The sequence below is a fragment of the Streptomyces sp. NPDC037203 genome (assembly GCF_055605065.1).
In genome coordinates, this window is the sequence record NZ_JBVJUC010000013.1 from 137,299 (window position 1) to 162,187 (window position 24,889).

At 72.1% G+C, this 24,889-nt stretch carries 20 protein-coding genes and 1 pseudogene; 12 read left to right on the forward strand and 9 right to left on the reverse strand.

What is annotated here, in order from left to right:
- Positions 1 to 10: 10 nt before the first annotated feature.
- From ACZ7EC_RS28935 to ACZ7EC_RS28950, 4 genes are read right to left on the reverse strand one after another with little or no spacing between them, the layout of a single operon-like run.
- Positions 11 to 880, reverse strand: a complete 870-nt coding sequence (locus ACZ7EC_RS28935; protein ID WP_471067137.1) for a carbohydrate ABC transporter permease — start codon at positions 878 to 880, stop codon at positions 11 to 13.
- A complete protein-coding gene (locus tag ACZ7EC_RS28940; RefSeq protein WP_471067139.1) occupies positions 877 to 1,833 on the reverse strand; it encodes a carbohydrate ABC transporter permease in 957 nt (318 codons plus the stop codon). The genes ACZ7EC_RS28935 and ACZ7EC_RS28940 overlap by 4 nt, the downstream gene beginning before the upstream one ends.
- A complete protein-coding gene (locus ACZ7EC_RS28945; RefSeq protein WP_471067140.1) occupies positions 1,827 to 3,143 on the reverse strand; it encodes an ABC transporter substrate-binding protein in 1,317 nt (438 codons plus the stop codon). Before ACZ7EC_RS28945 ends, ACZ7EC_RS28940 begins: the two co-directional genes overlap by 7 nt.
- Complete coding sequence (locus ACZ7EC_RS28950) at positions 3,140 to 4,117, reverse strand: GNAT family N-acetyltransferase (protein WP_471067142.1); 978 nt, start codon at positions 4,115 to 4,117, stop codon at positions 3,140 to 3,142. The genes ACZ7EC_RS28945 and ACZ7EC_RS28950 overlap by 4 nt, the downstream gene beginning before the upstream one ends.
- A gap of 219 nt (positions 4,118 to 4,336) precedes the next feature.
- On the opposite strand from ACZ7EC_RS28950, the gene ACZ7EC_RS28955 reads away from it, so the two are divergent.
- Positions 4,337 to 4,861, forward strand: coding sequence for a hypothetical protein (locus ACZ7EC_RS28955; protein ID WP_471067143.1), 525 nt, complete (start codon positions 4,337 to 4,339; stop codon positions 4,859 to 4,861).
- 74 nt (positions 4,862 to 4,935) lie between these two features.
- On the opposite strand, the gene ACZ7EC_RS28960 is transcribed toward ACZ7EC_RS28955, so the two are convergent.
- Positions 4,936 to 5,619 (reverse strand): glycerophosphodiester phosphodiesterase, encoded by a 684-nt coding sequence (locus tag ACZ7EC_RS28960; protein ID WP_471067145.1) that lies wholly within the window; start codon positions 5,617 to 5,619, stop codon positions 4,936 to 4,938.
- Positions 5,620 to 5,639: 20 nt separating this feature from the next.
- Positions 5,640 to 6,784: pseudogene (locus ACZ7EC_RS28965) on the reverse strand (adenosine deaminase).
- Positions 6,785 to 7,033: 249 nt separating this feature from the next.
- Here ACZ7EC_RS28965 and ACZ7EC_RS28970 point away from each other — a divergent pair.
- Positions 7,034 to 7,771 carry a DUF4190 domain-containing protein gene (locus tag ACZ7EC_RS28970; RefSeq protein WP_471067146.1) on the forward strand — a complete coding sequence of 246 codons (738 nt, stop codon included), beginning with the start codon at positions 7,034 to 7,036 and terminating at the stop codon, positions 7,769 to 7,771.
- 131 nt (positions 7,772 to 7,902) lie between these two features.
- Here the strand turns inward: ACZ7EC_RS28970 and ACZ7EC_RS28975 are convergent, their stop codons facing one another.
- On the reverse strand, positions 7,903 to 8,460 hold the full coding sequence (locus ACZ7EC_RS28975) for an NADAR family protein (protein ID WP_471067147.1): 558 nt from the start codon (positions 8,458 to 8,460) through the stop codon (positions 7,903 to 7,905).
- A 208-nt stretch (positions 8,461 to 8,668) separates the two neighbouring features.
- Between ACZ7EC_RS28975 and ACZ7EC_RS28980 the strand changes: the two genes are divergently transcribed.
- The 8 genes from ACZ7EC_RS28980 (at position 8,669) to ACZ7EC_RS29015 (ending at position 18,417) form a co-directional block, all read left to right on the forward strand.
- Entirely contained in the window at positions 8,669 to 10,204 is a 1,536-nt protein-coding gene (locus ACZ7EC_RS28980; RefSeq protein ID WP_471067149.1) for a gamma-aminobutyraldehyde dehydrogenase, read from the forward strand.
- Between the two features lie 104 nt (positions 10,205 to 10,308).
- Positions 10,309 to 11,556: an ABC transporter substrate-binding protein gene (locus ACZ7EC_RS28985; RefSeq protein ID WP_471067151.1), complete on the forward strand. Its 1,248-nt coding sequence runs from the start codon at positions 10,309 to 10,311 to the stop codon at positions 11,554 to 11,556.
- Positions 11,557 to 11,564: 8 nt separating this feature from the next.
- Positions 11,565 to 12,710, forward strand: coding sequence for an ABC transporter ATP-binding protein (locus ACZ7EC_RS28990; RefSeq protein WP_471067258.1), 1,146 nt, complete (start codon positions 11,565 to 11,567; stop codon positions 12,708 to 12,710).
- On the forward strand, positions 12,710 to 13,639 hold the full coding sequence (locus ACZ7EC_RS28995; RefSeq protein WP_471067153.1) for an ABC transporter permease: 930 nt from the start codon (positions 12,710 to 12,712) through the stop codon (positions 13,637 to 13,639). The genes ACZ7EC_RS28990 and ACZ7EC_RS28995 overlap by 1 nt, the downstream gene beginning before the upstream one ends.
- Positions 13,640 to 14,440: an ABC transporter permease gene (locus ACZ7EC_RS29000; protein ID WP_471067155.1), complete on the forward strand. Its 801-nt coding sequence runs from the start codon at positions 13,640 to 13,642 to the stop codon at positions 14,438 to 14,440.
- A gap of 55 nt (positions 14,441 to 14,495) precedes the next feature.
- A complete protein-coding gene (locus tag ACZ7EC_RS29005) occupies positions 14,496 to 15,926 on the forward strand; it encodes an NAD(P)/FAD-dependent oxidoreductase (RefSeq protein ID WP_471067156.1) in 1,431 nt (476 codons plus the stop codon).
- Positions 15,927 to 16,052: 126 nt separating this feature from the next.
- Complete coding sequence (locus ACZ7EC_RS29010; RefSeq protein WP_471067158.1) at positions 16,053 to 16,511, forward strand: hypothetical protein; 459 nt, start codon at positions 16,053 to 16,055, stop codon at positions 16,509 to 16,511.
- Between the two features lie 85 nt (positions 16,512 to 16,596).
- Positions 16,597 to 18,417: a chitinase gene (locus ACZ7EC_RS29015; RefSeq protein ID WP_471067159.1), complete on the forward strand. Its 1,821-nt coding sequence runs from the start codon at positions 16,597 to 16,599 to the stop codon at positions 18,415 to 18,417.
- Here the strand turns inward: ACZ7EC_RS29015 and ACZ7EC_RS29020 are convergent.
- Both ACZ7EC_RS29020 and gabT read right to left on the reverse strand, forming a co-directional pair.
- Entirely contained in the window at positions 18,356 to 19,030 is a 675-nt protein-coding gene (locus ACZ7EC_RS29020; RefSeq protein ID WP_471067161.1) for a phosphatase PAP2 family protein, read from the reverse strand. The genes ACZ7EC_RS29015 and ACZ7EC_RS29020 overlap by 62 nt on opposite strands.
- A gap of 401 nt (positions 19,031 to 19,431) precedes the next feature.
- The gene (gene gabT, locus ACZ7EC_RS29025) at positions 19,432 to 20,766 is read right to left on the reverse strand and encodes a 4-aminobutyrate--2-oxoglutarate transaminase (protein ID WP_471067163.1); all 1,335 of its coding nucleotides are present in this window, start codon (positions 20,764 to 20,766) and stop codon (positions 19,432 to 19,434) included.
- A gap of 247 nt (positions 20,767 to 21,013) precedes the next feature.
- Between gabT and ACZ7EC_RS29030 the strand changes: the two genes are divergently transcribed.
- Together ACZ7EC_RS29030 and ACZ7EC_RS29035 are read left to right on the forward strand one after the other, a co-directional pair.
- Positions 21,014 to 23,140, forward strand: coding sequence for a type IV secretory system conjugative DNA transfer family protein (locus ACZ7EC_RS29030; RefSeq protein WP_471067165.1), 2,127 nt, complete (start codon positions 21,014 to 21,016; stop codon positions 23,138 to 23,140).
- Positions 23,141 to 23,246: 106 nt separating this feature from the next.
- The gene (locus tag ACZ7EC_RS29035; RefSeq protein ID WP_471067167.1) at positions 23,247 to 24,836 is read left to right on the forward strand and encodes a PucR family transcriptional regulator; all 1,590 of its coding nucleotides are present in this window, start codon (positions 23,247 to 23,249) and stop codon (positions 24,834 to 24,836) included.
- Positions 24,837 to 24,889 lie beyond the last annotated feature (53 nt).

Genomic DNA, 24,889 nt, shown 5'->3' on the forward strand with positions numbered 1-24,889 from the left:
CGCCGGGGCCTCACTTGAGGCCGCTGAGCATCACCCCCCGGATGTAGTGCTTCTGGAGCAGGAGGAAGAGAGCGAGGACCGGGAGGACGCTCAGGACGAGTCCGGCCATCACGACCGGCATGGTGCGGGTGGGGTCGACATAGTCCTGGAGGAGCTGGATGCCCACCGGCAGGGTCATCACGCCCGGATTCGCCGTGGAGATCAGCAGGGCCCAGATGTACTCGTTCCAGGAGTCCACGAAGGTCAGCAGGGCCAGGGTGACGAGGACCGGCTTGGTCTGGGGCAGGACGACGCGCCACCAGAGGGTGAACTCGCCCGCGCCGTCGAGACGGGCGGCCTCCAGGATCTCGTCCGGGATGGAGAGCATGAACTGGCGCGTCAGGAAGATCCCGAAGCCGTTGACGAGGAACGGCATCACGAGCGCCACGATGCTGGCGGTCAGCCCCGCCCCGCCCCGCCCCAGCACGTCGTTGCCGCCCGCCAGCGGCCAGTGCACCAGGATCAGGAAGTGCGGGATGAAGAAGAGGAACGGCGGGAACATCATCGTCGCCAGCACCAGCCGGAAGACGAAGTCCCGCCCCCGGAACCGGAGTTTGGCGAGCGCGTAACCGGCCAGCGACGAGGTGAGCAGCACCGAGCCGGTGATCAGCGCCGTCGCGGCGACGCTGTTGCGGAACAGCACCGGCAGGTCCAACTGGTCCAGCGCCGCACGGTAGTTGCCGAAGCCGAACCCCTCCGGTAGGAAGCGGTACGGCAGCCTCCCCGACTCGCCCGGCCCCTTGAAGGACGTCATCACCATGTCGAGGAACGGCACCACCATGACCACGGCACCGGCCACGACGAGGAGGTACGACACCCACGGCGGGCGGCGGCCCCTCACGCGTCCTCCCCGCCGCGCCGGAACAGCCACAACTGCGCCAGCGTGATCACCAGCACCACCACGAACAGCACGAACGCCGCCGCGCTCGCCGTACCCCAGTCGCCGTACGAGAACGCCTGCCGGTACATCTCCAGCGCCGCCACCGCCGTCGCGTCGCCGGGGCCGCCCTTGGTCATCACCGTGATCAGCGCGAACGACTGGAGCCCGGTGAGGAATTGGGTGACGCACACGAACAGCAGCGACGGCCGCAGCAGCGGCAGCGTGATCTTCCGGAAGGTCGTGGCGGACCCGGCGCCGTCCAGCGCCGCCGCCTCGTAGTAGGAACGCGGGATCGACTTCAGCCCCGCCGTCAGGACGAGGATCGCCGACCCCGCCGAGGCCCACGCCTGTACGACGACCACCGCGGGCAGCGCCGTGCGCGGGTCCTGGAGGAAGGCGACCGAGCCGAACCCGAGGGCGTTGAGGACGCCGTCGACCAGACCGCCCGGCTCGTACATGTACTTCCACACATTGCCGACGGCGACCACGGTCGTCACCATCGGCAGGAAGTACAGCGTCCGCCAAAGCCCCTGGAACCGCAGCCGGTCGATACAGGTGGCGACGAGCACCGAACCCGCGAGCGCGACGACCACCGTGCCCAGCGCGAACAGCACCGTGTTGGTGAGGACCGGCGTCAGGAACGTCGAGCCGGCCGCGAACAGCCCGGTGAAGTTGTCCAGGCCGACCGGCCGGATGTCCCCGAGGTCGAAGCCGGACCAGCGCGAGGCCGACAGCAGCAGGGCGAAGGCGAGCGGCAGGACGAGGAAGACCGCGAAGAACAGCAGGACCGGGGCGAGGAAGAGATAGCCGACCACCGTCTGGCGGCGCCGGGCGCGGGCGGCGAGGCCGGCCCCCGGCGGCAGGGCGCGGGCGGCGGGAGGCCCGGCCCGCTCCGGCGCGAGCGTGTTCACCACAGCCGCGACACCTCCTGATCGACCTGCCGGCGCGTGCTGCGCAGCGCCTCCCCGACCGACTGCTGACCGGTCCACAGCGCCTCGATGTTCGTGCGCAGCAGCGTCTTCGCCTGCTGTGCACCCGGCACGTTCGGCTCCGGCACCGCGTACGCCAGCGCGTCCAGGAACGGCCGCAGATTCCGGTCCCCGCCGCTGCCGAGCAGCGCCCGCATGTCGTCGGCCCGGCCGGTGAGCGAGCCCACCGAGACCTGGAGGGCGCTCATGCGGGTCACGCCCTGCGCGCCCGTCCGCTCCGCGTTGAGCCAGCGCAGGAAATCCCATGCCTCGCGCGGGAACCGGCTGGCCGCGTTGACCCCGAGCAGGAACCCGGTGGCGAGCGTGGCGGGCTTCCGGCCCGCCCCGGGGACGGGCACGGGGGCGACGCCGACCTCCCGGTACCCCGCGCCCATCAGCGGCTTCAGGCTGCCGGTCCACCAGCCCGCGCCGATCACCATGGCCACCTGACCGGCGGGGAACGCCTGGTAGACGTTGACACCGGGGGCGCTCGCCCCCCGGCTCACCAGGCGGTGCTCCAGCTCGAACACCGCCCGCCCGGCCGGCGAGTCGATCGCGGTGCTCCGGCCGTCCGCGGCGACGAACGCGCCCCCGGCCGCGTTCAGCAGGGCGAGGGTCTGGCCGACGGTGGTGGAGTCGTCGTACAGCGAGAGACCGAAACCCTGCACCAGCGTGTTGCCGTACCGGTCCCGGCGGGTGGTGCGCTCGGCGGCCTCGGTCAACTCGGGCCAGGTGCGCGGTGGCCGCTCGATGCCGGCGGCGCGCAGCAGCCGTGCGTTGTAGTAGAGGGCGTACGTCTGCGCCTCGGTGGGGTAGCCGTAGACGCGGCCCCCGTACGACGCGGCGCCGACCGCGGCCGGGCTGTAGCCGCGCCGGATCTCCGCCGCGTGCTCGGGCGGGGCGGCCCGCAGCACACCGGCCCGGACGAGCTGGCCGGTCCACAGGCAGTACGGCTGGATGATGTCGGCGCCCTGGCCCGCCGCCTGCCGGACCGTGAACGTGGTCAGCAGATCGGTGAACTCCACCGCCTTCGCCCGCACCTTGACCCGGTCGTGCGTGGCGTTCCACTCGTCCACCGGCTTCTGGAGGGCCGTCTTCAGGACGCCGCTGGAGTAGTGCGTGAGCAGGGTGAGGACGATCGGGTCGCCGGGGCGGCCGGTGCCCTGGCGGGGTGCGGCGCAGCCCGCGGCGAGCAGCGCGGAGGGCAGCGCGAGGGCGAAGTGCCGCCGGTTCAGGCCGGGTCGGGGCCGCGTCACCGGGCGGCCTCCCGGCGCAGCACCCGGAACGTCCGGGTCGTGCTGAAACCGGCGGCGCGGTAGAGGTGGCCGGCCGGCGACCGCTCGCCGGTCCACAGGAACCACGCCCCGTGCGCGCCGCGCGCCCGCATCCGGGCCAGGACCATATGGAGCAGGACCTTGCCGAGCCCGGTGCCGCGCATCTCCTCCACCACCCCGAACGGGCCGAACCGCTCCAGCGCCGACTCGTACGCCCCGTGCATCGCCCAGCCCACCAGCCGCCCGCCGGGCTCCCGGACGACGACGATCCGGTCCGGCGGGGCCCCGCCCGCCAGGCATTCCCGGATCGCCCGCGCCCAGTCCGGGCTGAAGCGGCTCCCGGCGAGCGCGATCAGCTCCACCAGGTCGTCGTCGGCGGGAGTGCCGAACCGGTGCCCCAGCAGGGCCAGTTCGTCCCGGCGGTGGGCGACGGCGTCCGGCATCCGGTGGCCGACGAGCGAGCGGTCCATCGCCGCGGCCTCGTACAGCGTCCGGAATCCGAGCGCGTCGAGAAGCCTCGCCGCCTCCGGGTAGGTCTCGGTGTCCAGGCCGGGGAGCAGGTAGTTCGGGGTGTACGAGGAGAAGTCCACGGTGGTGCGGCCGTGCGCGCTCAGCCAGTCCAGGGCGTCGGTCAGCAGCCGGCGGCCGAGGCCCTGCCCGCGGGCGGCCGGGTCGACGAAGAAGAACGGGATCCAGCCCTGTTCGGGCTCCAGGTCGGTGCCGTGTACCGGGGTCAGCCGGCGCACCGCGTAGGCGGCGCCGACGACCCGGCCGCCGGCCAGGGCGACCCGCAGCCCCTCGGGGTCGAAGTTGGCGTCGAGCAGGACGAGGGTGCGGAAGCGGTCGGGGGTGATCGGATCCGCCGGGGCGGCACGGCACCAGGCGGCCACCAGCGGCGGCCCGTCACCCGCCCGGAACCCCCGGATCTCCGTACCGGCCGGCGGAGTCGACGTCATCGACGGGTCCGTCCTTCCCGGCGGCGCGGCTCGGCACCCGGCCCGGTGCCCACCGCGCCACGTCCGTCCGCGCTCATCCCTCGCCCCGTCTGCCGGTCGCCTCTCGAAACGATCGTCCGAAATGTACAGGCATGTGGGGGAGTACGACGTGATTGACGGCACCAGCCCTTCTTTCCCGGCAGGTTTTGAACGCGTTCAACTGAGGCGTAGGCTCTGCCCATGAGCGACAGAGCCGCCCTCCTGAAGGGCATTCGCGGCTGGCTTGTCTTCTTCGTGGTGTGCCTGGTGCTGAGCGGGGCCACGGCCTTTCCACTGGTACACGAACTGCGCTGGGCCCAGAGCGGGTTGGCGGCGGCGGGGGTGCCGCAGTGGCTGCCCGGACTGACGGGCTGGATCGCACGGGTGCGGGACGGGCTCGACGCCGTCGACGCGACCTACCCGTTCGTCCTCTACGGCACCGACTGGCTGGCGTTCGCCCACCTCGTCATCGCGGTCGCCTTCTACGGCCCGTACCGCGACCCGGTGCGCAACGTCTGGGTGATCGAGTTCGGGATGATCGCCTGCGCCGGCATCGTCCCGCTGGCCCTCGCCTGCGGCCCGGTCCGGGGCATCCCGTTCTGGTGGAGCCTGATCGACATGTCGTTCGGCGTCTTCGGAGTGCTTCCGCTGTACGTCGTACGCCGGAAGATCAAGCGCCTGGAAGCGTTGACCGGCCCCGACGCGCCGCTGACCGCGGCTGCTTGAGCAAGCGCCCGGCAACTCCTCCCGAGACCGGGGGAGTTGCCGGGGGCGGTCCGTCAGGGCCGGGGGGAAAGACCCTAGCGGGAGCGGAGGCCGTGCAGGACGTCGATGCGGTTCGTGGTGATCGAGTCGACGCCCAGCTCCATCAGCCGGCGCAGCGAGCGCCGGGTGTCCGGTGTCCACACGGACACGAGCCGGCCGTCCCGGTGCACGCGGTCGACCAGGTCCCGGTCGACCAGGGTGAAGCGGTAGTTGAGCCAGCGGGGGTTGATCGCGGCGAGCAGCGCGGGGCGGGGCGGGGCCAGCGTGGTCCAGGTCAGCGCGATCTCCGCGGCCGGGTCGGCGGCGCGCACGGTGAGCATCGTCTCCGCGCCCGCGCTGTAGTACACCCGGTCCCCGGCCCCGCTCTGCCGGACCACGTCCAGGATCCGCTCCATCGTCCGCCGCGTCACCCGCCCGCACAGGTCCACCATCACCCGGCTGTCACCGGTCGCGGCGAGCGCCTCGGCCAGCGTCGGCACCCCGCCGCCGGTGAGTCCGCGCACCTCCTCGGCGGACAGCGTGCTCAGCGGCCGCTCCACCTCCCACAGCCGTTCGAGCGTGTCGTCGTGCAGCAGCACGGGCACGCCGTCACGGGTGAGCCGGACATCCAGCTCGACGGCGTCCGCGCCCCGGTCGATGCCGGAGCGCAGCGAGTCGAGGGTGTTCTCGCGGAAGCGGTAGGGGTCGCCGCGGTGGGCCACGGCGGTCACGGTCTGCATGGCCCCCATTGTGGTGCGCCTCAGACCGCGAGCCGGGCGGCGGTGTACGTGTCGATCTCCGCCGCGAGCCGCGCCTTGCCCGCCGCGTCCAGGAAGGACGCCTCCACCGCGTTCTTGGCGAGGTCCGCGACACCGCGCTCGTCCAGGCCGAGGAGGCGGGCGGCCACCGCGTACTCGTTGTTGAGGTCGGTGCCGAACATCGGCGGGTCGTCGGAGTTGACCGTGATCAGCACCCCGGCCTCGGCGAACTGCCGGATCGGGTGCTCGTCCAGGGTGCGCACCGCGCGGGTGGCGATGTTGGAGGTCGGGCAGACCTCCAGCGGGATGCGCCGCTCGGCGAGGTGCGCGAGCAGCGCCGGGTCCTGCGCGGAGCTGGTGCCGTGCCCGATGCGCTCGGCGCCCAGCTCGTTCAGCGCGTCCCACACCGACTGCGGTCCGGTGGTCTCGCCGGAGTGCGGGACCGAGCGCAGGCCGGCCGCGATGGCCTGGTCGAAGAACGGCTTGAACTGCGGGCGGGGCACGCCGATCTCGGGGCCGCCGAGCCCGAACGACACCAGGCCCTCCGGGCGGATCCGGTCGTCGGTGGCGAGCCGTACCGTCTCCTCCGCGGACTGGAGTCCGGCCTCGCCGGGGATGTCGAAGCACCAGCGCAGCACGGTGCCGAACTCGGCCTCCGCGCTCTTGCGGGCGTCCTCGATCGCGTCCATGAAGGCCCGTTCGTCTATGCCGCGCCGGGTGGAGGAGAACGGGGTGAGGGTCAGCTCGGCATAGCGCACCTGCTGGCGGGCCAGGTCGCGGGCCACCTCGTAGGTGAGCAGCCGGACGTCCTCCGGGGTGCGGATCAGGTCCACCACCGACAGGTACACCTCGATGAAGTGCGCGAAGTCGGTGAAGGTGAAGTACTCGGCGAGGGCCTCCGGATCGCTGGGGACCCTGGAGTCGCGGTGCCGGGCGGCCAGCTCGGAGACGATGCGGGGGGAGGCGGAGCCCACGTGGTGCACGTGCAGTTCGGCCTTGGGCAGTCCGGCGATGAACGCCCGCAGATCGCGGTCGGCGTGCCCGGCGGCCGGTACGGAACTGTCGGACAAGGGGTCCTCCCCGAGGCAGGGCGCCGACGGGCCCTTGCGGGCGCGGCGCGGGTGATCGGCTGATCGTCAGAGGCCATCGTAGGCGGGCGGGGGAGGAGGGGGAGGCGTGAGGGGGCCTGCCGGGCGTCCGGGAGGCGGCGCGAGCGGTACGGCCGCGGAGAAGGCGGCGTCAGGAGGCCCGGTGTCAGGACGGCGGGCCCGGCGCCAGGGCGGAGGACCGGCCGGTCGGGGCGGTCTGTGCTGGTGCCGGGCGGTGGGACCGGCCGGTCGGGGTGGGGTGGGAAGGCCGTAGCATGGCGGGACGAACGACCGAGGGGGAAGTACCGGTGTCAGACGGAACGCAGTCGAGTGGGGCGGCCGGCGGCGGCCACGACCCGTGGGCACCGCCCGGACAGGGGCTGTCGCTCGACAAGGACCAGCCCGCCGCGCCGGGCGCGGGGCAGCCCCCGGCCCAGCCGCCGTCCGTGCACGAGCAGGCCACCGTGACCGACCTGCCGACCGGCGGGTACGCCCGGCCCGGCTTCGCCCCGCCGGCCCCGCCCGCCCAGGGCGCGCCGGGCTTCGGGGCGCCCACTCCGCCCGTGTTCGGCGCCCCCGGCACGGGTGAGCCGGTGCCGCCCCCGCCGATCGCGCCCACCGGCCCCGGTGCCCCGGTCTCCGCGCCGCCCGCCGGCGGCTACGGCTACCCCGGCTACCCGGCCGCGGGGAGCTACGGCTGGACGGGCATGCCGATGGCACCGCAGAACGGCATGGGCACCGCGGCCATGGTGCTCGGCATCCTGTCGATCTGCCTGTTCTGCCTGTACGGCGTCCTCTCGGTGGTGCTGGGCATCCTCGCGGTGGTCTTCGGCGTCAAGGGGCGGCGCCGGGTCGAGCGCGGCGAGGCCACGAACCACGGGCAGGCTCAGGCGGGGCTGGTCATGGGGGTCATCGGCATCATCGTCGGCATCGGCATGATCGTGCTGATGATCGTGATCGGTGTCACCGCCTTCAACGAGAGCAGGAACACGGATCCGTACTACGGCTCCCTGCACTCCGTCCCGGTGGCGGTGGCGCAGCGCTGATCCCGCGACGGGACCGCACAGCGCGGTTCCCGTCCGGAGCGCACGCTCCGGTCGATGCCCGCCGGACCGCAGGACCCGTCCGGCGGGCATCGCCGCACCCGGAGCCCCGCCACACCCGAGCGCCCCCGCACCTATCGTCCGGCCAGCTCCGCCCGCGCCTCCATCAGCGCGAAACCCAGCAGGTTCAGGCCCTGCCAGCGCTCCGGGTCGTCCGCCGCCTCGTCGTCCGCCGTCAGGCCGATGCCCCACACCCGGTCCACCGGGCTCGCCTCGACCAGCACGCGCTCGCCCGTGCCCAGCAGGAACGCGCGCAGCGCCGGGTCGGCGGCGAACTTGTGGACGCTGCCCTCGACCACGATGCGGAACCGCTCCCGCTCCCATGTCGCCTCGTCGAAGCCGCGGACCAGCCGGCCCGCCTTCTTGGCCTCGGCCGGATGCGCCGCGGCGAGGACATGGTGCTCGGCCCCGGCGTCGCCGAACAGCCGGGCCTTGGCGGCCATCATCCAGTGCTCCGCCGTCGCGTACCGCCTGCCGTCGACCACGAAGGGTGAGGGCCACCACTGGCTCAGACAGCTCGCGCCGATGCCGCCGTCCGGCCGGGGCCGGTGGCCCCAAAAGTGCAGGTACTTGGTCCGGGACCCCGCGCGGACCTCGCTGACCAGGGCCTCGAGCCCGTCGATCTTCCCCATGCACGCGAGTCTGGCACGCACCACTGACACTCCGTCCGGCTTTTCCTCGCCCGACTCGACACCTGGTCGACAGATTCCGTCGCGTAACCAAAAGGCAACAACGGAATCACTTGTTGGAGGCTAATAGCTCTGTCAGGATCGGCACTCAAATCGAGCTGGAGCTACGCCACCCACCCCTGGGACGGGGTGATCGGCGGAGGAGAGCGACATGCACAATCCGGGCACCGCCGGCCAGGAGCGATTTCCCGCGCAGGACCGTTTCGCGGAAGGCGCTCAGTTCATCGCCGGCCGTCTGACCAGGGGCACCTCGGGGCGCCGCCACGCCGTGGTCGACCCGGCCACCGGCACCGAGGTCTACACCTACGAGCTGGCCGGCACCGACGACGTGGACGCGGCCGTCGCCGCCGCCCGCGCGGCCTTTCCGGGCTGGGCCTCGGCCACTCCGGGCGAGCGCTCGGACGCCCTGCACCGCTTCGCGGCCGTGCTCGCCGAGCGTGCCGAGGACTTCGCCCGCGCGGAGTCGCTCCAGTGCGGCAAGCCGCTCAAGCTCAGCCGCGAGTTCGACGTCCCCGGCACCGTCGACAACACCGCCTTCTTCGCGGGCGCCGCCCGTCACCTCCAGGGGCAGTCCGCCGGCGAGTACTCCGGCGACCACACCTCGTACGTCCGGCGCGAGCCGATCGGCGTCGTCGGGTCCATCGCGCCGTGGAACTACCCGCTCCAGATGGCCGCCTGGAAGGTGCTCCCGGCGATCGCCGCGGGCAACACCATCGTGCTCAAGCCCGCCGAGCTGACCCCGCTGACCTCGCTGCTGTTCGCCCAAGCCGCCACCGCCGCGGGCCTGCCGGACGGTGTGGTCAACATCGTCACCGGCACCGGCAGGCAGGCCGGTGAGCACCTGGTCGGGCACCCCGACGTCGCCATGACCTCGTTCACCGGCTCCACCGGTGTCGGCAAGCGCGTCGCCGAGGTAGCCACCGCCACCGTCAAGCGGCTCCACCTGGAGCTGGGCGGCAAGGCCCCGTTCGTCGTGTTCGACGACGCCGACCTGGACGCGGCCGTCAACGGGGCCGTGGCCGGCGCGCTCATCAACACCGGCCAGGACTGCACCGCCGCCACCCGCGCCTATGTCCAGCGCCCGCTGTACGAGGCGTTCGTGGAGCGCACCGCCGCCCTGATGGAGACCGTGCGGCTCGGCGACCCGTTCGCCCCCGGCACCGACCTCGGACCGCTCGTCTCGGCCGCCCAGCGCGACCGCGTCGCCGGTTTCGTGGACCGCGCCCGCTCCTACGCCCGCGTGGTCACCGGCGGCGAGGCCCCCGGCGGCGACCTGGCCAAGGGCGCCTACTACCGGCCCACCCTCATCGCCGGCGCCGCCCAGGACAGCGAGATCGTCCAGTCCGAGATCTTCGGGCCGGTCCTGGTCGTCCTGCCCTTCGACACCGACGACGAGGGCATCCGGCTCGCCAACGACACCCCGTACGGCCTCGCCGCCTCCGCCTGGACCGGCAGCGTCTACCGGGCCAACCGCGCCACCCGCGACATCAAGGCGGGCTGCGTCTGGATCAACGATCACATCCCGATCATCAGCGAGATGCCGCACGGCGGCTACAAGGCCTCCGGCTTCGGCAAGGACATGTCGTCGTACTCCTTCGAGGAATACACGCAGGTCAAGCACGTAATGTTCGACAACACGGCGGTGGTCCGCAAGGACTGGCACCGCACGATCTTCGGGGACCGGTAGGAGCCGTCCCCGGCCGCGGGACCCCCGCCCGCGGCGCGCTCCACCGGGTACGACGCCCGTCCCCACCACCGGGCACCCCCTCCCCTCCGAAAGGCCACACGCGCATGGGAAGTTACGAGCCCGACCGGCCGGCACCGGTCGCATCGGCCGCCGTACGCCGGAGTCTTGGCGGCGGCAGGGCCGCGCCGACCCGCCGTTCGCTGCTGCGCGCCTCCGCCGGGGGCGCCCTCGCGATCGGCGGACTCGGGACGCTGAGCGCCTGCGGCATCCCCGCCGCGAGCAAGAACCAGGGCGGCGTGTCCGCCGACGACCACTCGGCCACCGAGAAGGTCGTCGACTTCTCCAACTGGCCCGAGTACATCGACGTGGACGACTCGGGCAAGCACCACCCCACGCTCGACGCGTTCGCCAGGCGGACCGGCATCCAGGTCAAGTACACCGAGGACATCAACGACAACGACGAGTTCTTCGGCAAGATCCAGCCGGAACTCGCCGCGGGCCAGGACACCGGGCGCGATCTGATCGTCCTCACCGACTGGCTGGCCGCCCGCATGATCCGCCTCGGCTACGTCCAGAAACTGGACCCGGCCAACCTGCCGCACGCCTTCGCGAACCTCTCGGACCAGTTCCGCGACCCCGACTGGGACCCCGGCCGCGCCTACTCCTACCCCTGGCAGGGCATCTCCACCGTCATCGCCTTCAACAAGAAGGCCCTCGACGGCGTCGAGGTGAAGTCGGTCTCCGACCTCCTGGACAACCCCAAGCTCAAGGGCCGCGTCAGCTTCCTGACCGAGATGCGCGACACCATCGGCATGGTCCTGCTCGACCTGGGCAAGGACCCGGCGAAGGTCACCGACGACGACTACGACGCGGCCATCGCCCGCCTCCAGAAGGCCGTCGACAAGGGCCAGATCCGCCGCTTCACCGGCAACGACTACACCTCCGACCTGGCCAAGGGCGACATCGCCGCCTGTGTCGCCTGGGGCGGCGACGTGGTCCAGCTCCAGGCCGACAACCCGGACGTCGGCTATCTCATCCCGGACAGCGGCTACATGACGTCGACCGACAATCTGCTGGTCCCCAACAAGGCGCGCCACAAGACCAACGCCGAGCGGCTCATCGACTACTACTACCAGCCCGAGCCCGCCGCCGAACTCGCCGCCTACGTCAATTACGTGAGCCCCGTTGCGGGAGTCGTTCCCTACCTCGCGAAAATCGACAAGTCGGCCGCGAGCAATCCGCTGATCGTGCCCGACAAGGCCATGCAGGCGAAGTCCCATCCCTTCCGCGCCCTGACGCAGAAGGAAGAGACCGCCTACCAGCAGAAGTTCTCCAAGCTCACAGGGGCGTGACGACCACGATGACGACAGACAACAGCGGCGACGTCCGCCTCTCCGGTATCGGCAAGACCTACGGCGCCTTCACCGCCGTGCACCCGCTGGACCTGACCGTGCCCCAGGGCAGCTTCTTCGCCCTGCTCGGCGCCTCCGGCTGCGGCAAGACCACCACCCTGCGCATGATCGCGGGCCTGGAGGAGCCGACCAGCGGCACCGTGCACCTCGGCGACCAGGACGTCACCCACCTGCCGCCGTACAAGAGGCCCGTGAACACGGTCTTCCAGTCCTACGCCCTCTTCCCGCACCTCGACATCTTCGAGAACGTCGCCTTCGGGCTGCGCCGGCGCGGCATCAAGAGCGTCAAGAAGCAGGTCGAGGACATGCTGGACCTGGTCCAGCTCGGCGAGCAGGCACGCAAGAAGCCGCACCAGCTCTCCGGCGGCCAGCAGCAGCGCGTCGCCGTCGCCCGCGCGCTGATCAACCACCCGAAGGTGCTGCTGCTGGACGAGCCGCTCGGCGCCCTCGACCTCAAGCTGCGCCGCCAGATGCAGCTGGAGCTCAAGCGCATCCAGACCGAGGTGGGCATCACCTTCATCCACGTCACGCACGACCAGGAGGAGGCCATGACCATGGCCGACACGGTCGCGGTGATGAACGGCGGCCGCGTCGAACAGCTCGGCGCCCCCACCGACCTGTACGAGAACCCGAAGACCACCTTCGTCGCCAACTTCCTCGGCACCTCCAACCTGATCGAGGCCGAGGTCGACACCAGCGGCGGCGACGACATCGTGCTCAAGGCCGCCGGCGACAAGCTGGTGCTGCCCGCCGCCCGTTGCAGCGCCCCCGCCCCGGCCGGCGGCAAGGTGCTGGTCGGCATCCGCCCCGAGAAGATCGCGCTCGCCCACGCCGACGACGCGGGCACCATCCCCGAGGGCCGCAACCGCCTCACCGGCACGATCGCCGACGCCAGCTTCATCGGCGTCTCCACGCAGTACGTCATCGACAGCCCCGCCTGCGCCGAACTCTCGGTGTACGTCCAGAACGTCGAGCGGGACGCCCGGCTGGTCCCCGGCGCCGACGTGGTCCTGCACTGGAGCCCCGCGCACACCTTCGGCCTGGACGCGGACCAGGCCATCGACGCGGGCACCGGGGAAGAGGTCGCCGCCTGATGCCGACGCTCACCGAAGCGCCCCCGCCGCTCGCCCCCGCGGAATCCGCGGCCAGGCCCCCGCGCAAGCGCGGCCGGTTCACGCCGTACTGGCTGCTGCTGCCCGGCATCCTGTGGCTGGTCGTCTTCTTCGCGCTGCCGCTGGTCTACCAGGCCTCCACGTCCGTGCAGACGGGCTCCCTGGAGGAGGGCTACAAGGTCACCTGGCACTTCGCGACCTACTGGAACGCGCTGTCCGAGTACTGGCCCCAGTTCCTGCGGTCCATCTTCTACGCCGCCGGTGCCACCGTGCTGTGCCTGCTGCTCGGTTACCCGCTGGCCTACCTGATCGCCTTCCGCGCGGGCCGCTGGCGCAACCTGATCATGATCCTGGTGATCGCGCCGTTCTTCACCAGCTTCCTGATCCGCACCCTGGCCTGGAAGACGATCCTCGCCGACAACGGCCCCGTGGTGCACGCGCTGAACTCGCTGCACATCCTGGACCTCACCAACTTCCTCGGCTGGACGGCCGGCGACCGGGTGCTGGCCACCCCCCTCGCGGTGGTGTGCGGCCTGACGTACAACTTCCTGCCGTTCATGATCCTGCCGCTGTACACCTCGCTGGAGCGGATCGACGGGCGGCTGCACGAGGCGGCCGGCGACCTGTACGCCAAGCCGTCGACCACCTTCCGCAAGGTGACCTTCCCGCTGTCGATGCCGGGCGTGGTCTCGGGCACCCTGCTGACCTTCATCCCGGCCGCCGGTGACTACGTCAACTCCGAACTCCTCGGCTCCACCGACACCCGCATGATCGGCAATGTGATCCAGACGCAGTTCCTGCGCATCCTGGACTATCCGACGGCGGCGGCCCTCTCCTTCATCCTCATGGCCGCGATCCTGGCCATGGTGACGATCTACATCCGCCGGTCCGGGACGGAGGACCTGGTCTAAATGCCCGTCGTCAACTGGCTCAAGCGCCACCTCGTCGTCATCGCGGGACTTCTCACCCTCGCGTATCTGCTGCTGCCGAACGTCATCGTCACGGTGTTCTCCTTCAACAAACCGAAGGGGCGCTTCAACTACCAGTGGCAGCAGTTCTCGCTGGACGCCTGGAAACAGCCGTGCGGTGTCGCCGACATGTGCAATTCGCTGTCGCTCAGCCTCCAGATCGCCGTCTGGGCGACGCTGGGCGCCACCATCCTCGGCACGATGATCTCCTTCGCGCTGGTCCGCTACCGCTTCCGCGCCCGCGGCGCCATCAACTCGCTGATCTTCCTGCCGATGGCGATGCCCGAGGTCGTCATGGCCGCCTCGCTGCTCACCCTGTTCCTCAACATGGGCGCCCAGCTGGGCTTCTGGACGATCCTGATCGCCCACATCATGTTCTGTCTGAGCTTCGTCGTCACCGCGGTCAAGGCGCGTGTGATGTCGATGGACCCGCGTCTGGAGGAGGCCGCACGGGATCTGTACGCCGGGCCTGCGCAGACCTTCCTGCGGGTCACCCTGCCGATCGCGGCACCCGGAATCGCCGCGGGCGCGCTGCTCTCCTTCGCGCTCTCCTTCGACGATTTCATCATCACCAATTTCAACGCGGGATCGACCGTCACCTTCCCCATGTTCGTCTGGGGTTCGGCCCAGCGCGGAACGCCCGTTCAGATCAATGTGATCGGTACGGCCATGTTCCTGCTCGCCGTGGTGCTGGTGCTGGTGTCGATGCTGATCAACAATCGCCGTAACAGTCAAAAGGCGTAAAGCCGAAAAGCGCACAGCCGACATGCGCGCAAAAGCTCTGTAGGGAGTTGAAATCATGGCCCCAAGCGCCATGAATCGTGGCCGAGACAACTGGATCGCCTCTCTCTCCGAAGCCCAGCCGGTCCCGTACTGGCTGGAAGACCCCGGCAAGCCGGGACCCGAGCCCGCCCTCACCGGCTCCGAGACCTGCGACCTGCTGGTCGTCGGCGGCGGCTACAGCGGACTGTGGACCGCGCTCAACGCCAAGGAGCGCGACCCGCGGCGGGACGTGGTCCTGCTGGAAGGCCGCGAGGTGGGCTGGGCCGCCTCCGGTCGCAACGGCGGCTTCTGCGCCGCCTCCCTCACCCACGGCCTGGCCAACGGGCTGACCCGCTGGCCCGGCGAGATCCACAAGCTGGAGGAGCTGGGCCGGCGCAACCTGGACGAGATCGAGGCGGCGATCGCCCGGCACGGCATCGACTGCGAGTTCGAGCGCACCGGCGAGATCGACGTGGCCACCGAGACCTACCAGGCCTGGGAGCTGCGCGACTGGCACAAGGAGCTCCAGGAGCAGGGCCTCGCGGACGGGATGGACTTCCTGGACGAGGACGCCGTGCGCGCCGAGGTGGACTCGCCGACCTTCAAGGCGGGCCTGTGGGACCGCCGGGGCGTGGCCATGCTGCACCCGGCGAAGCTCGCCTGGGGCCTGAAGCAGGCGTGCGTCCGGCTCGGGGTGCGGGTGTACGAGCACACGCCCGCGCTCACCCTCAAGCCGTACGGCGCCGGGATGGCCGTCCGCACCCCCTATGGCGCCGTGCGCGCCCGCAAGGTCGCGCTCGGCACCAACATCTTCCCGAGCCTGCTGCGCCGGGTGCGCTCGTACACCGTCCCGGTCTACGACTACGCGCTCATGACCGAGCCGCTGGGCAAGGAGCAGCTCGCGGAGATCGGCTGGCAGGGCCGGCAGGGGCTCGGTGACAGCGCCAACCAGTTCCACTACTTCCGGCTGTCCGCCGACAACCGGGTCCTGTGGGGCGGCTACGACGCCATCCACCACTACGGCGGCCGGGTCCGGGCAGAGTACGACGACCGTCCCGAGACCTACGCCAAGCTCGCCGGGCACTTCTTCACCTGCTTCCCGCAGCTGGAGGGCGTCCGCTTCACCCACGCCTGGGGCGGCGCGATCGACACCTGCTCCCGCTTCTCGGCCTTCTTCGGCACCGCCCACCAGGACAAGGTGGCGTACGCGGCGGGCTTCACCGGTCTCGGTGTCGGCGCGACCCGGTTCGGCGCGGACGTGATGCTCGACCTGCTGGACGGGGAGCGCACCGAGCGCACCGAGCTGGAGATGGTGCGCAAGCGCCCGCTGCCGTTCCCGCCCGAGCCGTTCGCCTGGACCGGCATCGCCCTCACCAAGTGGTCGCTGGCCCGCGCGGACGCGCACGGCGGCCGCCGCAACCTGTGGCTGCGCACGATGGACAAGCTGGGTCTCGGATTCGACAGCTAGTTCGCGTGACCCAGGTCACCCTCTAGAGGTTCCGGAACCCGCGTAATGCTCCGGTACGGCCTCCCTCTCTCCTGCCGAGGCGGCGCGCGCCCGCGCCGCCCGCCGAGGAGAGCGGGAGGCCTTTCGATGAGCGGGACGAAGACGGCGGTGGAGTGGCTGGCGTCCGTGGCACCGGACCCGCGGGGGTGCCGCCGGGAGTGGGAGCGCAATCCGCACGGGGTCGCGCTGCTGCCCGCGGGCCGGGCCTGGGACGTGCTGATCCTCCCGGCCCACCTGGGCCATCCGACGCTGGACGTGCTGACCCGGATGCTCGGCCGCCCCGGCCCGGTGCTCGCCGACTTCGGCGACAACCGGGTCGGGTTCTTCGTGGCGCCGGGCACGGCGGAGCGCTGGCTGGGCACCGGGGTGCGCGCCGCGGGGGACGGCACCTGGATCGTGGTGCCGCATCCGGGCCGGGCGAGCCGGGGGGTGCGCTGGCTGGTGCCGCCGGACGGCTCGGGCACGCTGACCGACGCGGCGCTGCTGGAACTGGCGATGCACGAGGCGGCGGCACGCCTCGTGCTGGGGCCGGGGGAGGACGAGTAGCGCTCGTGCGTCTTGACACCGGGATTGGTCTGGACCAAATTGAGTGCCGTTCCACCCTCCAACTCCCCCCTGCCCGGAGGCCGTTGTGGACCGCTCCAGACCCCTGCTCGCCCTGCTCACGGCCACGGCCCTCGCCGTGCCCGGCCTCACCGCGCTCTCGTCGGCCGCCCGCGCGGCCGACGCGGACGTACTCCAGAACGGCGGATTCGAGTCCGGCCTGTCCGGCTGGACGTGCTCCGCATCCTCCGGCAAGACGGTCAACGCACCCGTGCACAGCGGCGGTTCGGCGCTCCAGGCCACCCCGGCGGGCAGCGACGACGCCCAGTGCACGCAGACGGTGAGCGTCCAGCCCGGCTCGCGGTACACGCTGGCGGGTTACGTCCGGGGCTCGTACGTCTACCTGGGCGCGAGCGGCACCGGCACCACCGACGTCTCCACCTGGACCCAGTCGGCACCGGACTGGCAGCAGCTGAGCACCACCTTCACCACCGGACCCTCGACCACCAAGGTCACGGTCTACACCCACGGGTGGTACGGCACCGGCGCCTACGACGCCGACGACCTCTCGCTCACCGGCCCCGGCGGCAGCGGCACCGCCCAACCGCCCGCCGTACCCGCCGGGTTGACCGCCTCCTCCGTCACCGCCTCCTCCGTCGCCCTGTCCTGGTCGGCGGTGCCCGGCGCCACGGGATACGCCGTCTACCGCGACGGCGTCAAGGTCCAGTCCGCGAGCGGGACTTCGGCCACCGTCACCGGGCTCACGGCCTCGACGGCGTACAGCTTCCAGGTGACGGCGGTCGACGACGCGGGCGAGTCCGCGAGGTCGGCGGCGGTGGTCGTGACGACGGGCACCGGCGGATCAGGCGGCGGCTCGGGCGGCGGGTCCGCCGGTCTGCCGGCGCACGCTCTCGTCGGCTACCTCCACTCCAGCTTCGCCAACGGCTCCGGATACACCCGGCTCGCGGACGTCCCCGACAGCTGGGACGTCATCGACCTGGCCTTCGCCGAACCCACCTCCCCGACCTCCGGGGACGTCGAGTTCACCCGCTGTGCGGTCACCGATTGCCCGAACGCGGAGAGCGACGCCGACTTCAAGGCGGCGATCAAGGCCAAGCAGGCGGCCGGCAAGAAGGTGCTGATCTCCATCGGCGGCCAGAACGGCCAGGTCCAGCTCACCACCACGGCGGCCCGCGACGCCTTCGTCTCCTCCGTCTCCAGGATCATCGACACCTACGGCCTCGACGGCCTCGACATCGACTTCGAGGGCCACTCGCTGTCCCTGGACACCGGCGACACGGACTTCAAGAACCCCACCACGCCCGTGATCGTCAACCTCATCTCGGCGCTGAAGACGCTGAAGGCGAAGTACGGCGCGAGATTCGTGCTCACCATGGCCCCGGAGACCTTCTTCGTGCAGAACGGCTACCAGTACTACGGCACCGGCAAATGGGGCGGCCAGGACCCGCGCTGCGGCGCCTACCTCCCGGTGATCTACGCCCTGCGCGACGACCTCACCCTGCTGCACGTCCAGGACTACAACTCCGGACCGATCATGGGCCTGGACAACCAGTACCACTCCATGGGCGGCGCCGACTTCCACATCGCCATGACCGACATGCTCCTCACCGGCTTCCCGGTGGCCGGCGACCCCGGCAACGTCTTCCCGCCGCTGCGCCCCGACCAGGTGGCGATCGGCATGCCCGCCTCCACCAACGCGGGCAACGGCTACGTCGCCCCGGCCGAGGTCACCAAGACCCTGGACTGCCTGACGAAGAAGACGAACTGCGGCTCGTACGCCACCCATGGCACCTGGCCGGATCTGCGCGGCCTGATGACCTGGTCGATCAACTGGGACCGCTACTCGGACTGGGAGTTCCAGAAGACGTTCGACGGCTACTTCCGCTGAACCCCGGCAGCGCGCCGAGCGCGGTCAGCAGGACCGCGCTCAGGCACCAGCTGGCCAGCACGTCCAGCGGCCAGTGGTAGCCGCGGCGGACCAGGCCGTACGAGACGCCGAGGACCAGCGCGGCGCAGAGCGCGCGGGCGGTGCGGCGGGCGGCGCGGGTGCGCAGCCAGGGCAGCAGCAGGAGGGTCGCGCAGCCGTAGGCCACGGCGGCGGTCGCCGTGTGCCCGGAGGGGTAGTAGCCGACGGCCGGGGGCACCACGGGGGTCCCCGGCCGGGCGGCCCAGTCCTTCAGCGGCACCACCAGCGCCGGGAGCAGCGCCATCAGGACGGCGGCCGCGAGGGGCGGCAGCCACCAGCGGGGGTGTCCGGCGGCGCGGCCCCGCCACAGGGCGTACCCGATGGCGGCGACGAGGACCGGGACGGCGACCTGGACGTCGCCGAGGTCGGAGAGGAACTGCCCGAACCCGTCCGGGTGGACCAGGTCCCGGCTGAGCCGGGCGTCCGCGCGCAGCAGCGGGCCGTGGCCGACGACCTGCCAGGTGATCAGCAGGAAGAGGACGGCCGGGATGCCGAGGAGGAGGGCACGGAGGCCGGGGCGGGCGGGGTGCGACACGGGGGCCAGCTTGGCAGGCGGGCGGGGGAGGGGTCGTACCGGGGCCGTGTACGCGAGGGGGCCCGGAGAAGGAGGCCGGCCGCCCCGGAACAGGGGGGGGTGGTCACGGGGCGGCCGTCCGGACCGGAACGTCGCACGCCCCGGGGGGTTTGGGGCGGCGACCGTCCGATCGGTGAGGAGATCCCGGCGTCAGGCGCCGGTTGTGTGCGCGAAGGCACGACCAGGTCGAAGCTGGGGAGGCCCCGGCCCGGAGTCGCCCACGGTCCCCCGTGGACGGGGTGTATCTCTCATCTGGGTAGAACCTACGGCAGGCCGGGGCGCTTGGGCAGACGGATTCCCGTCCCGTCATGCACCCCGCACACCTTCTTCACACGGCCTGCCGCAGCCCGGATTCCGGGGCCTCAGATGCGGGCCAGGGCCTGCTCCACGACGTCCAGACCCTCGTTCAGCAGGTCCTCGCCGATGACCAGCGGGGGCAGGAAGCGCACCACGTTGCCGTAGGTGCCGCAGGTCAGGACCAGGACGCCCTCGGCGTGGCAGGCCTTGGCCAGCGCGGCGGTGGCCTCCGGGTTCGGCTCCTTGGTGGCGCGGTCCTTGACCAGCTCGATGGCGATCATCGCGCCGCGGCCGCGGACCTCGCCGATGACGTCGAACTTCTCGGCCATCGCGGTGAGGCGGCCCTTCATGACCTCCTCGATGCGCTTGGCCCTGGCGTTGAGGTCCAGCTCCTTCATGGTCTCGATGGCACCGAGCGCACCGGCGCAGGCGACCGGGTTGCCGCCGTACGTGCCGCCGAGGCCGCCGGCGTGCGCCGCGTCCATGATCTCCGCGCGGCCGGTCACCGCGGCGAGCGGCAGACCGCCGGCGATGCCCTTGGCGGTGGTGATCAGGTCCGGGACGATGCCCTCGTCCTCGCAGGCGAACCACTGCCCGGTCCGGCAGAAACCGGACTGGATCTCATCGGCGACGAAGACGATCCCGTTGTCCGCGGCGAACTGGCGGATGGCGGGCAGGAAGCCCTTGGCGGGCTCGATGAAGCCGCCCTCGCCGAGCACCGGCTCGATGATGATCGCGGCCACGTTGTCCGGGCCGACCTGCTTGGTGATCTGGTCGATGGCCTGCTTGGCGGCCTCGGGACCGGCGTTCTCCGCACCGGTCGGCCAGCGGTAGCCGTAGGCGACCGGGACGCGGTACACCTCGGGCGCGAACGGGCCGAAGCCGTGCTTGTACGGCATGTTCTTCGCCGTCAGCGCCATGGTGAGGTTGGTGCGCCCGTGGTACCCGTGGTCGAACACGACGACGGCCTGCCGCTTGGTGTACGCGCGCGCGATCTTGACGGCGTTCTCGACGGCCTCGGCGCCGGAATTGAACAGCGCGGACTTCTTGGCGTGGTCACCCGGCGTCAGCTCGGCCAGCGCCTCGGCGACGGCCACGTAGCCCTCGTACGGGGTGACCATGAAACAGGTGTGGGTGAAGTCGGCGAGCTGGGCGGAGGCGCGGCGTACGACGGCCTCGGCGGAGGCGCCGACGCTGGTCACGGCGATACCGGAGCCGAAGTCGATCAGGCTGTTGCCGTCCACGTCCTCGATGACACCGCCGCCGGCGCGCGTGACGAAGACCGGCAGCGTGGAGCCCACGCCCTGGGCGACCACCGCGGTGCGGCGGGCCTGAAGCTCCTGCGACTTCGGGCCGGGGATGGCGGTGACGACGCGGCGCTCCTGCGGAAGTGCGGTCATGCGGGGCTCCTGGGGGTATTACGGACGCTTGCCTTCTTTTCTCGCAGGCTAAGACGGGTGCGGACAGGTGGGCATGCTCCATGTGGGCGTTGTGCGGTGCCGCGGTTGTCCGTGGTGGACATAGCGAGCGTACGACCGTACGGACCTCTCCGCGCCCCACCCGGCCCCGCAACCCCCTAACTCCCCTCCGCAGGCACTAGATTGCTCGCTGACGGTGGACGGAACGGCTGGTCAGGGGGCAGGGCGGATGCACGACGACGAAACCCACAACACTCGCAAAACCCAACCCGGCCCCCTACCCCACCCCACCCGCCCCTTGGACAAGACAGCACTGCCACCTAGACCGACGACACCACCGGGGGCACCGCCGAGGCCCGACGGCACGGCCTTCCTGACCTGGCTGCGTACGCCACGCCCCGAGGCCCCGCCCGGAGTCTGGCGGCTCGGGCACCGCAGCCGCCCCCGGCAGGAGCCCGAGCGGACCCCCGGCCACCAGCTGATCGGCGGCGCGCTGATCGCCTTCCTCGTGGCCTGGCTCGTGTGGTCCCTGCTGTCACACGGCTATCTCGGCAGCTGGTGGGTGCTGCCGGTCCGCTTGCTCGCTCCGGACTCCTGGCAGAACAGCGACAGCGCGGTCGCGCAGGCCATCCTGTGGGACGGCTACTCCGTCCTCGTCGTCGCCGTCCTCCTGATCGTCGTCGGCCGCCTCGGTCGCTGGGGCGAGGTCTGGCGCCGGTACGGTCCGCCCGCCTGGCGGCCCGCGCTGCCGGTGTCCGAGCGCCCGCCCGCCCCCGACCACGACCCCGCCGAGTACCCCCACCTCCGTGCCGCCGGGGCGCAGGAGGCTGCCGAGCGGCTGGCGCGGGAGGCGAAGGCCGGGCTGATGCGGGACGTGGACCACGCCCGGATCGACCGGGCCTGGCAGGCGGTGCGGTCGGGGCGGCACAGCCTGGCCGCGTTCACCGGAGCCGTGGTGAAGGACGGCGCCGCCGCCTGCGCGCACCCCTCCGGCCAGCGCGACTTGCCCGTCCGCCAGGCGAGCCACGACCTGCTCACCGGCCAGGTCCGGCTCGGCGCCACCGCCGACGACCCCCGCAACCCCTACCACTACCGCGGCACCGGCCTGGGTCTCGGCCCCGACCTGCTCGGCACCTCCCTGCTGGCCGTCGGCCCGGCCGGCTCCGGCAAGACCGGCACCCTGATTCGGCCGCTGGCCGAGTCGCTGTGCCTGCACGCCCTCGCGGGCCGCGCCTCGGTCGTGGTCGTCGGCGCGGTCGGCGCGGGACTCGGCCCGGCGGAGGCGTACGACGTCGTGATCCGCATCGGCCAGCCGGATTCCGCCTACGACCTCGACCTGTACGGCGGCACGACCGACCCCGACGAAGCCGCCGTCATACTGGCCGAGGCCCTCGTCGGCGACCTGGCCGACCCGCATCCGGGCAGCGACAGCCGCCGCTCCACCACCATCCTCGCGCAACTGCTCGGCCCCTTCCGCGCCGTCCACGGCCGGTTCCCCTCCGTGCCCGAGCTGCGCGGACTCCTCGACGGCGGGCCCGGCCCGCTGAATGCCCTGCGCAAGGCGCTGACGGGCACCAGCCACGAGTCGCTGCTGCGCGAACTGGATGCCAGGGAGCGGCAGATGGCCCACCCCGGCGACATCGGCAGCGTGCTCGCCGACCGGATCGCCCTGCTCGACCGGGCCGCCTTCGCCTCCTTCTTCGACACCTCCGGGAGCACCCGGCCGTTCTCGCTCAAGGCGCTCGACCACCCGGTCCGGGTGCGCATCGACCTGCCCCAGCGGGGCCACGCCGACGCCTCCCGGATTCTGGCGCGGCTGGTGCTCGCCCAGTTCACGGCCGCCGTGGCGGTCCGCGAGGACCGGTCGCTGTTCGCCTGCCTGATCCTGGACGACGCCACCGGTGTCGTCACCCCGGAGGCCGTGCGCGGCATCCAGCGGCTGCGGTCGGCGAACGCCGGCGCGGTGCTCACCCTGCGCACCCTGGACGACGTGCCCCGGCCGCTGCGCGGACCGCTGCTCGGCACCGTCGGCTGCCGGATGGCGTTGTCCGGGCTCACCCCCTGGGACGGGCAGGACTTCGCCGAGGTGTGGGGCAAAGAGTGGACGGAGACGCGGGACGTCACCGACCGGCAGATCATCGCCGAGACCCCGGCCGGCAAGGCCGTCCACATGGTGCGCCGGGTCATCACCGGCAAGGCGCCCACCGCCCGCGCCGTCACCGTCCGCCAAGTAGAACGCGAACGCTGGTCCGCCTCCGAGTTGGCGCACGGGGTTCCCGCCGGGCACGCCGTGTTGTCGTTGACCAGTGTGCGGGGGGAGCACGCGCCGCCGCTGCTGGTGGATTTGAGGGGCTGAGCCGAGGGGGTGAAGGGGGCGGCACGGGATCGTACGGTGAGGCAGAATCGGGGGCGGTCGTTGGTACGCGGCGGCCAAGACAGATCCCCGTCACCGTGAAGGCACCATGCCCCCGACGCTCGCCTCACTCGTCCACCACTCGGCGCTGAAGCTGACCGTCCGGGCCGGCGCCGACCACCTCGACGTGCCCGTGCGCTGGGCGCACGTCAGCGAGCTCGCCGACCCCGTGCCGTACATGGAGGGCGGCGAACTCCTCCTGATCACCGCGCTCAAACTGGACGCGGAGGACCCGGAGGCCATGCGCCGGTACGTGCACCGCCTCGCCGGCGCCGGCGTCGTCGGGCTCGGCTTCGCCGTCGGGGTGAACTACGAGGAGATCCCGAAGGCCCTCGTCGACGCCTGCGCGGGCGAACCCCTCCCGCTCCTCGAAGTCCCCCGCCGCACCCCCTTCCTCGCCATCAGCAAGGCCGTCTCCGCCGCCATCGCCGCCGACCAGTACCGCGCCGTCACCGCCGGCTTCGCCGCCCAGCGCGAGCTGACCAAGCAGGCCCTGAACTCCGGCCCCGAGGGCCTGCTCACCGCCCTCGCCGCGCAGGTCGACGGCTGGGCCGCGCTCTACGACGCCTCCGGCACCGTCGTCGCCGCCGCCCCCGACTGGGCCGGCCGCCGCGCCGCCCGCCTCACCGGCGAGGTGGAACGGCTCCGGGAGCGGCCCGCCCCCGCCTCCTCCGTGGTCGGCGGCCCCGAGCACGAGGACCGCGTCGAGCTGCACTCCCTGGGCACCGGCCGCCGCCCCCGCGCCGCCCTCGCCGTGGGCACCGCCGCCGCACCGGGCACCGCCGAGCGGTACGCCGTGCACTCCGCCATCGCCCTGCTCACCCTCACCACCGAGCGCTCCCGCTCCCTGCACGCCGCCGAACAGCGCATCGGCACGGCCGTCCTGCGCATGCTGCTCGCCGGGGAACCCGACCACGCCCGCGCCGTCGCCGGCGACCTGTACGGCAGGCTGCTGGACGCGCCGTTCCGCATGATCGTCGCCGAGACCGTGCCCGCCGCGCGCGGAACCGGCGGCGACCGGCTCGGCACCCTCGCGGAGACCCTGGAGGCCGCCGCCGCGCGCTCCGGCGAGGCGGTGCTGGTGGTGCCGGAGGGCGAGCGGCTCGTCGTACTGGCCGCGGACGGCGGCGCGGCGGTGGCCGCCTGCGCCGCCCGCGCGGCGGAGCTGGAGTCGGCCCGCACCAGCACCGAGCACACGGCCGCGGACGAGGACGAATTCGTCGTGGGGCTGTCCGCGCCGGCCGGCCCGATCGCCGCCGCGGCCGCCTACAAGCAGGCCGAGCAGTCCCTGTCGGTGGCCCGGCGCCGCGGCCGGGTCCTGGTCGAGCACGAGCAACTGGCCGCCGGCTCCGTGCTGCCGCTGCTCGCCGACGACGCGGTGAAGGCGTTCGCCGACGGGCTGCTGCGCGCGCTGTACGAGCACGACGCCACCGGCCGCGGCGACCTGGTGGCCTCCCTGCGCGCCTGGCTCTCCCGGCACGGCCAGTGGGACGCGGCCGCCGCCGACCTGGGCGTGCACCGGCACACCCTGCGCTACCGGATGCGCCGGGTCGAGGAGATCCTCGGGCGCTCCCTGGACGACCCCGATGTCCGCATGGAGCTGTGGCTCGCACTCAAGGCCACCTCGACCGACCAGTAGTAGTCCAATCAGTAGTGGCTGCAGCAGCTACTGCTACGGCACGGACAAGCGAC

What these genes read in the sequence shown, in the direction of transcription:
- ACZ7EC_RS28980 (WP_471067149.1), top strand. Translation starts at nt 8,669, where the DNA reads ATGCACAATCCGGGCACCGCCGGCCAGGAGCGATTTCCCGCGCAGGAC.
- ACZ7EC_RS29010 (WP_471067158.1), top strand. Translation starts at nt 16,053, where the DNA reads ATGAGCGGGACGAAGACGGCGGTGGAGTGGCTGGCGTCCGTGGCACCG.
- ACZ7EC_RS28950 (WP_471067142.1), bottom strand. Translation starts at nt 4,117, where the DNA reads ATGACGTCGACTCCGCCGGCCGGTACGGAGATCCGGGGGTTCCGGGCG.
- ACZ7EC_RS29005 (WP_471067156.1), top strand. Translation starts at nt 14,496, where the DNA reads ATGGCCCCAAGCGCCATGAATCGTGGCCGAGACAACTGGATCGCCTCT.
- ACZ7EC_RS28995 (WP_471067153.1), top strand. Translation starts at nt 12,710, where the DNA reads ATGCCGACGCTCACCGAAGCGCCCCCGCCGCTCGCCCCCGCGGAATCC.
- ACZ7EC_RS28975 (WP_471067147.1), bottom strand. Translation starts at nt 8,460, where the DNA reads ATGGGGAAGATCGACGGGCTCGAGGCCCTGGTCAGCGAGGTCCGCGCG.
- ACZ7EC_RS28955 (WP_471067143.1), top strand. Translation starts at nt 4,337, where the DNA reads ATGAGCGACAGAGCCGCCCTCCTGAAGGGCATTCGCGGCTGGCTTGTC.
- ACZ7EC_RS29000 (WP_471067155.1), top strand. Translation starts at nt 13,640, where the DNA reads ATGCCCGTCGTCAACTGGCTCAAGCGCCACCTCGTCGTCATCGCGGGA.
- gabT (WP_471067163.1), bottom strand. Translation starts at nt 20,766, where the DNA reads ATGACCGCACTTCCGCAGGAGCGCCGCGTCGTCACCGCCATCCCCGGC.
- ACZ7EC_RS28960 (WP_471067145.1), bottom strand. Translation starts at nt 5,619, where the DNA reads ATGCAGACCGTGACCGCCGTGGCCCACCGCGGCGACCCCTACCGCTTC.
- ACZ7EC_RS29030 (WP_471067165.1), top strand. Translation starts at nt 21,014, where the DNA reads ATGCACGACGACGAAACCCACAACACTCGCAAAACCCAACCCGGCCCC.
- ACZ7EC_RS28985 (WP_471067151.1), top strand. Translation starts at nt 10,309, where the DNA reads ATGGGAAGTTACGAGCCCGACCGGCCGGCACCGGTCGCATCGGCCGCC.
- ACZ7EC_RS28990 (WP_471067258.1), top strand. Translation starts at nt 11,565, where the DNA reads ATGACGACAGACAACAGCGGCGACGTCCGCCTCTCCGGTATCGGCAAG.
- ACZ7EC_RS29035 (WP_471067167.1), top strand. Translation starts at nt 23,247, where the DNA reads ATGCCCCCGACGCTCGCCTCACTCGTCCACCACTCGGCGCTGAAGCTG.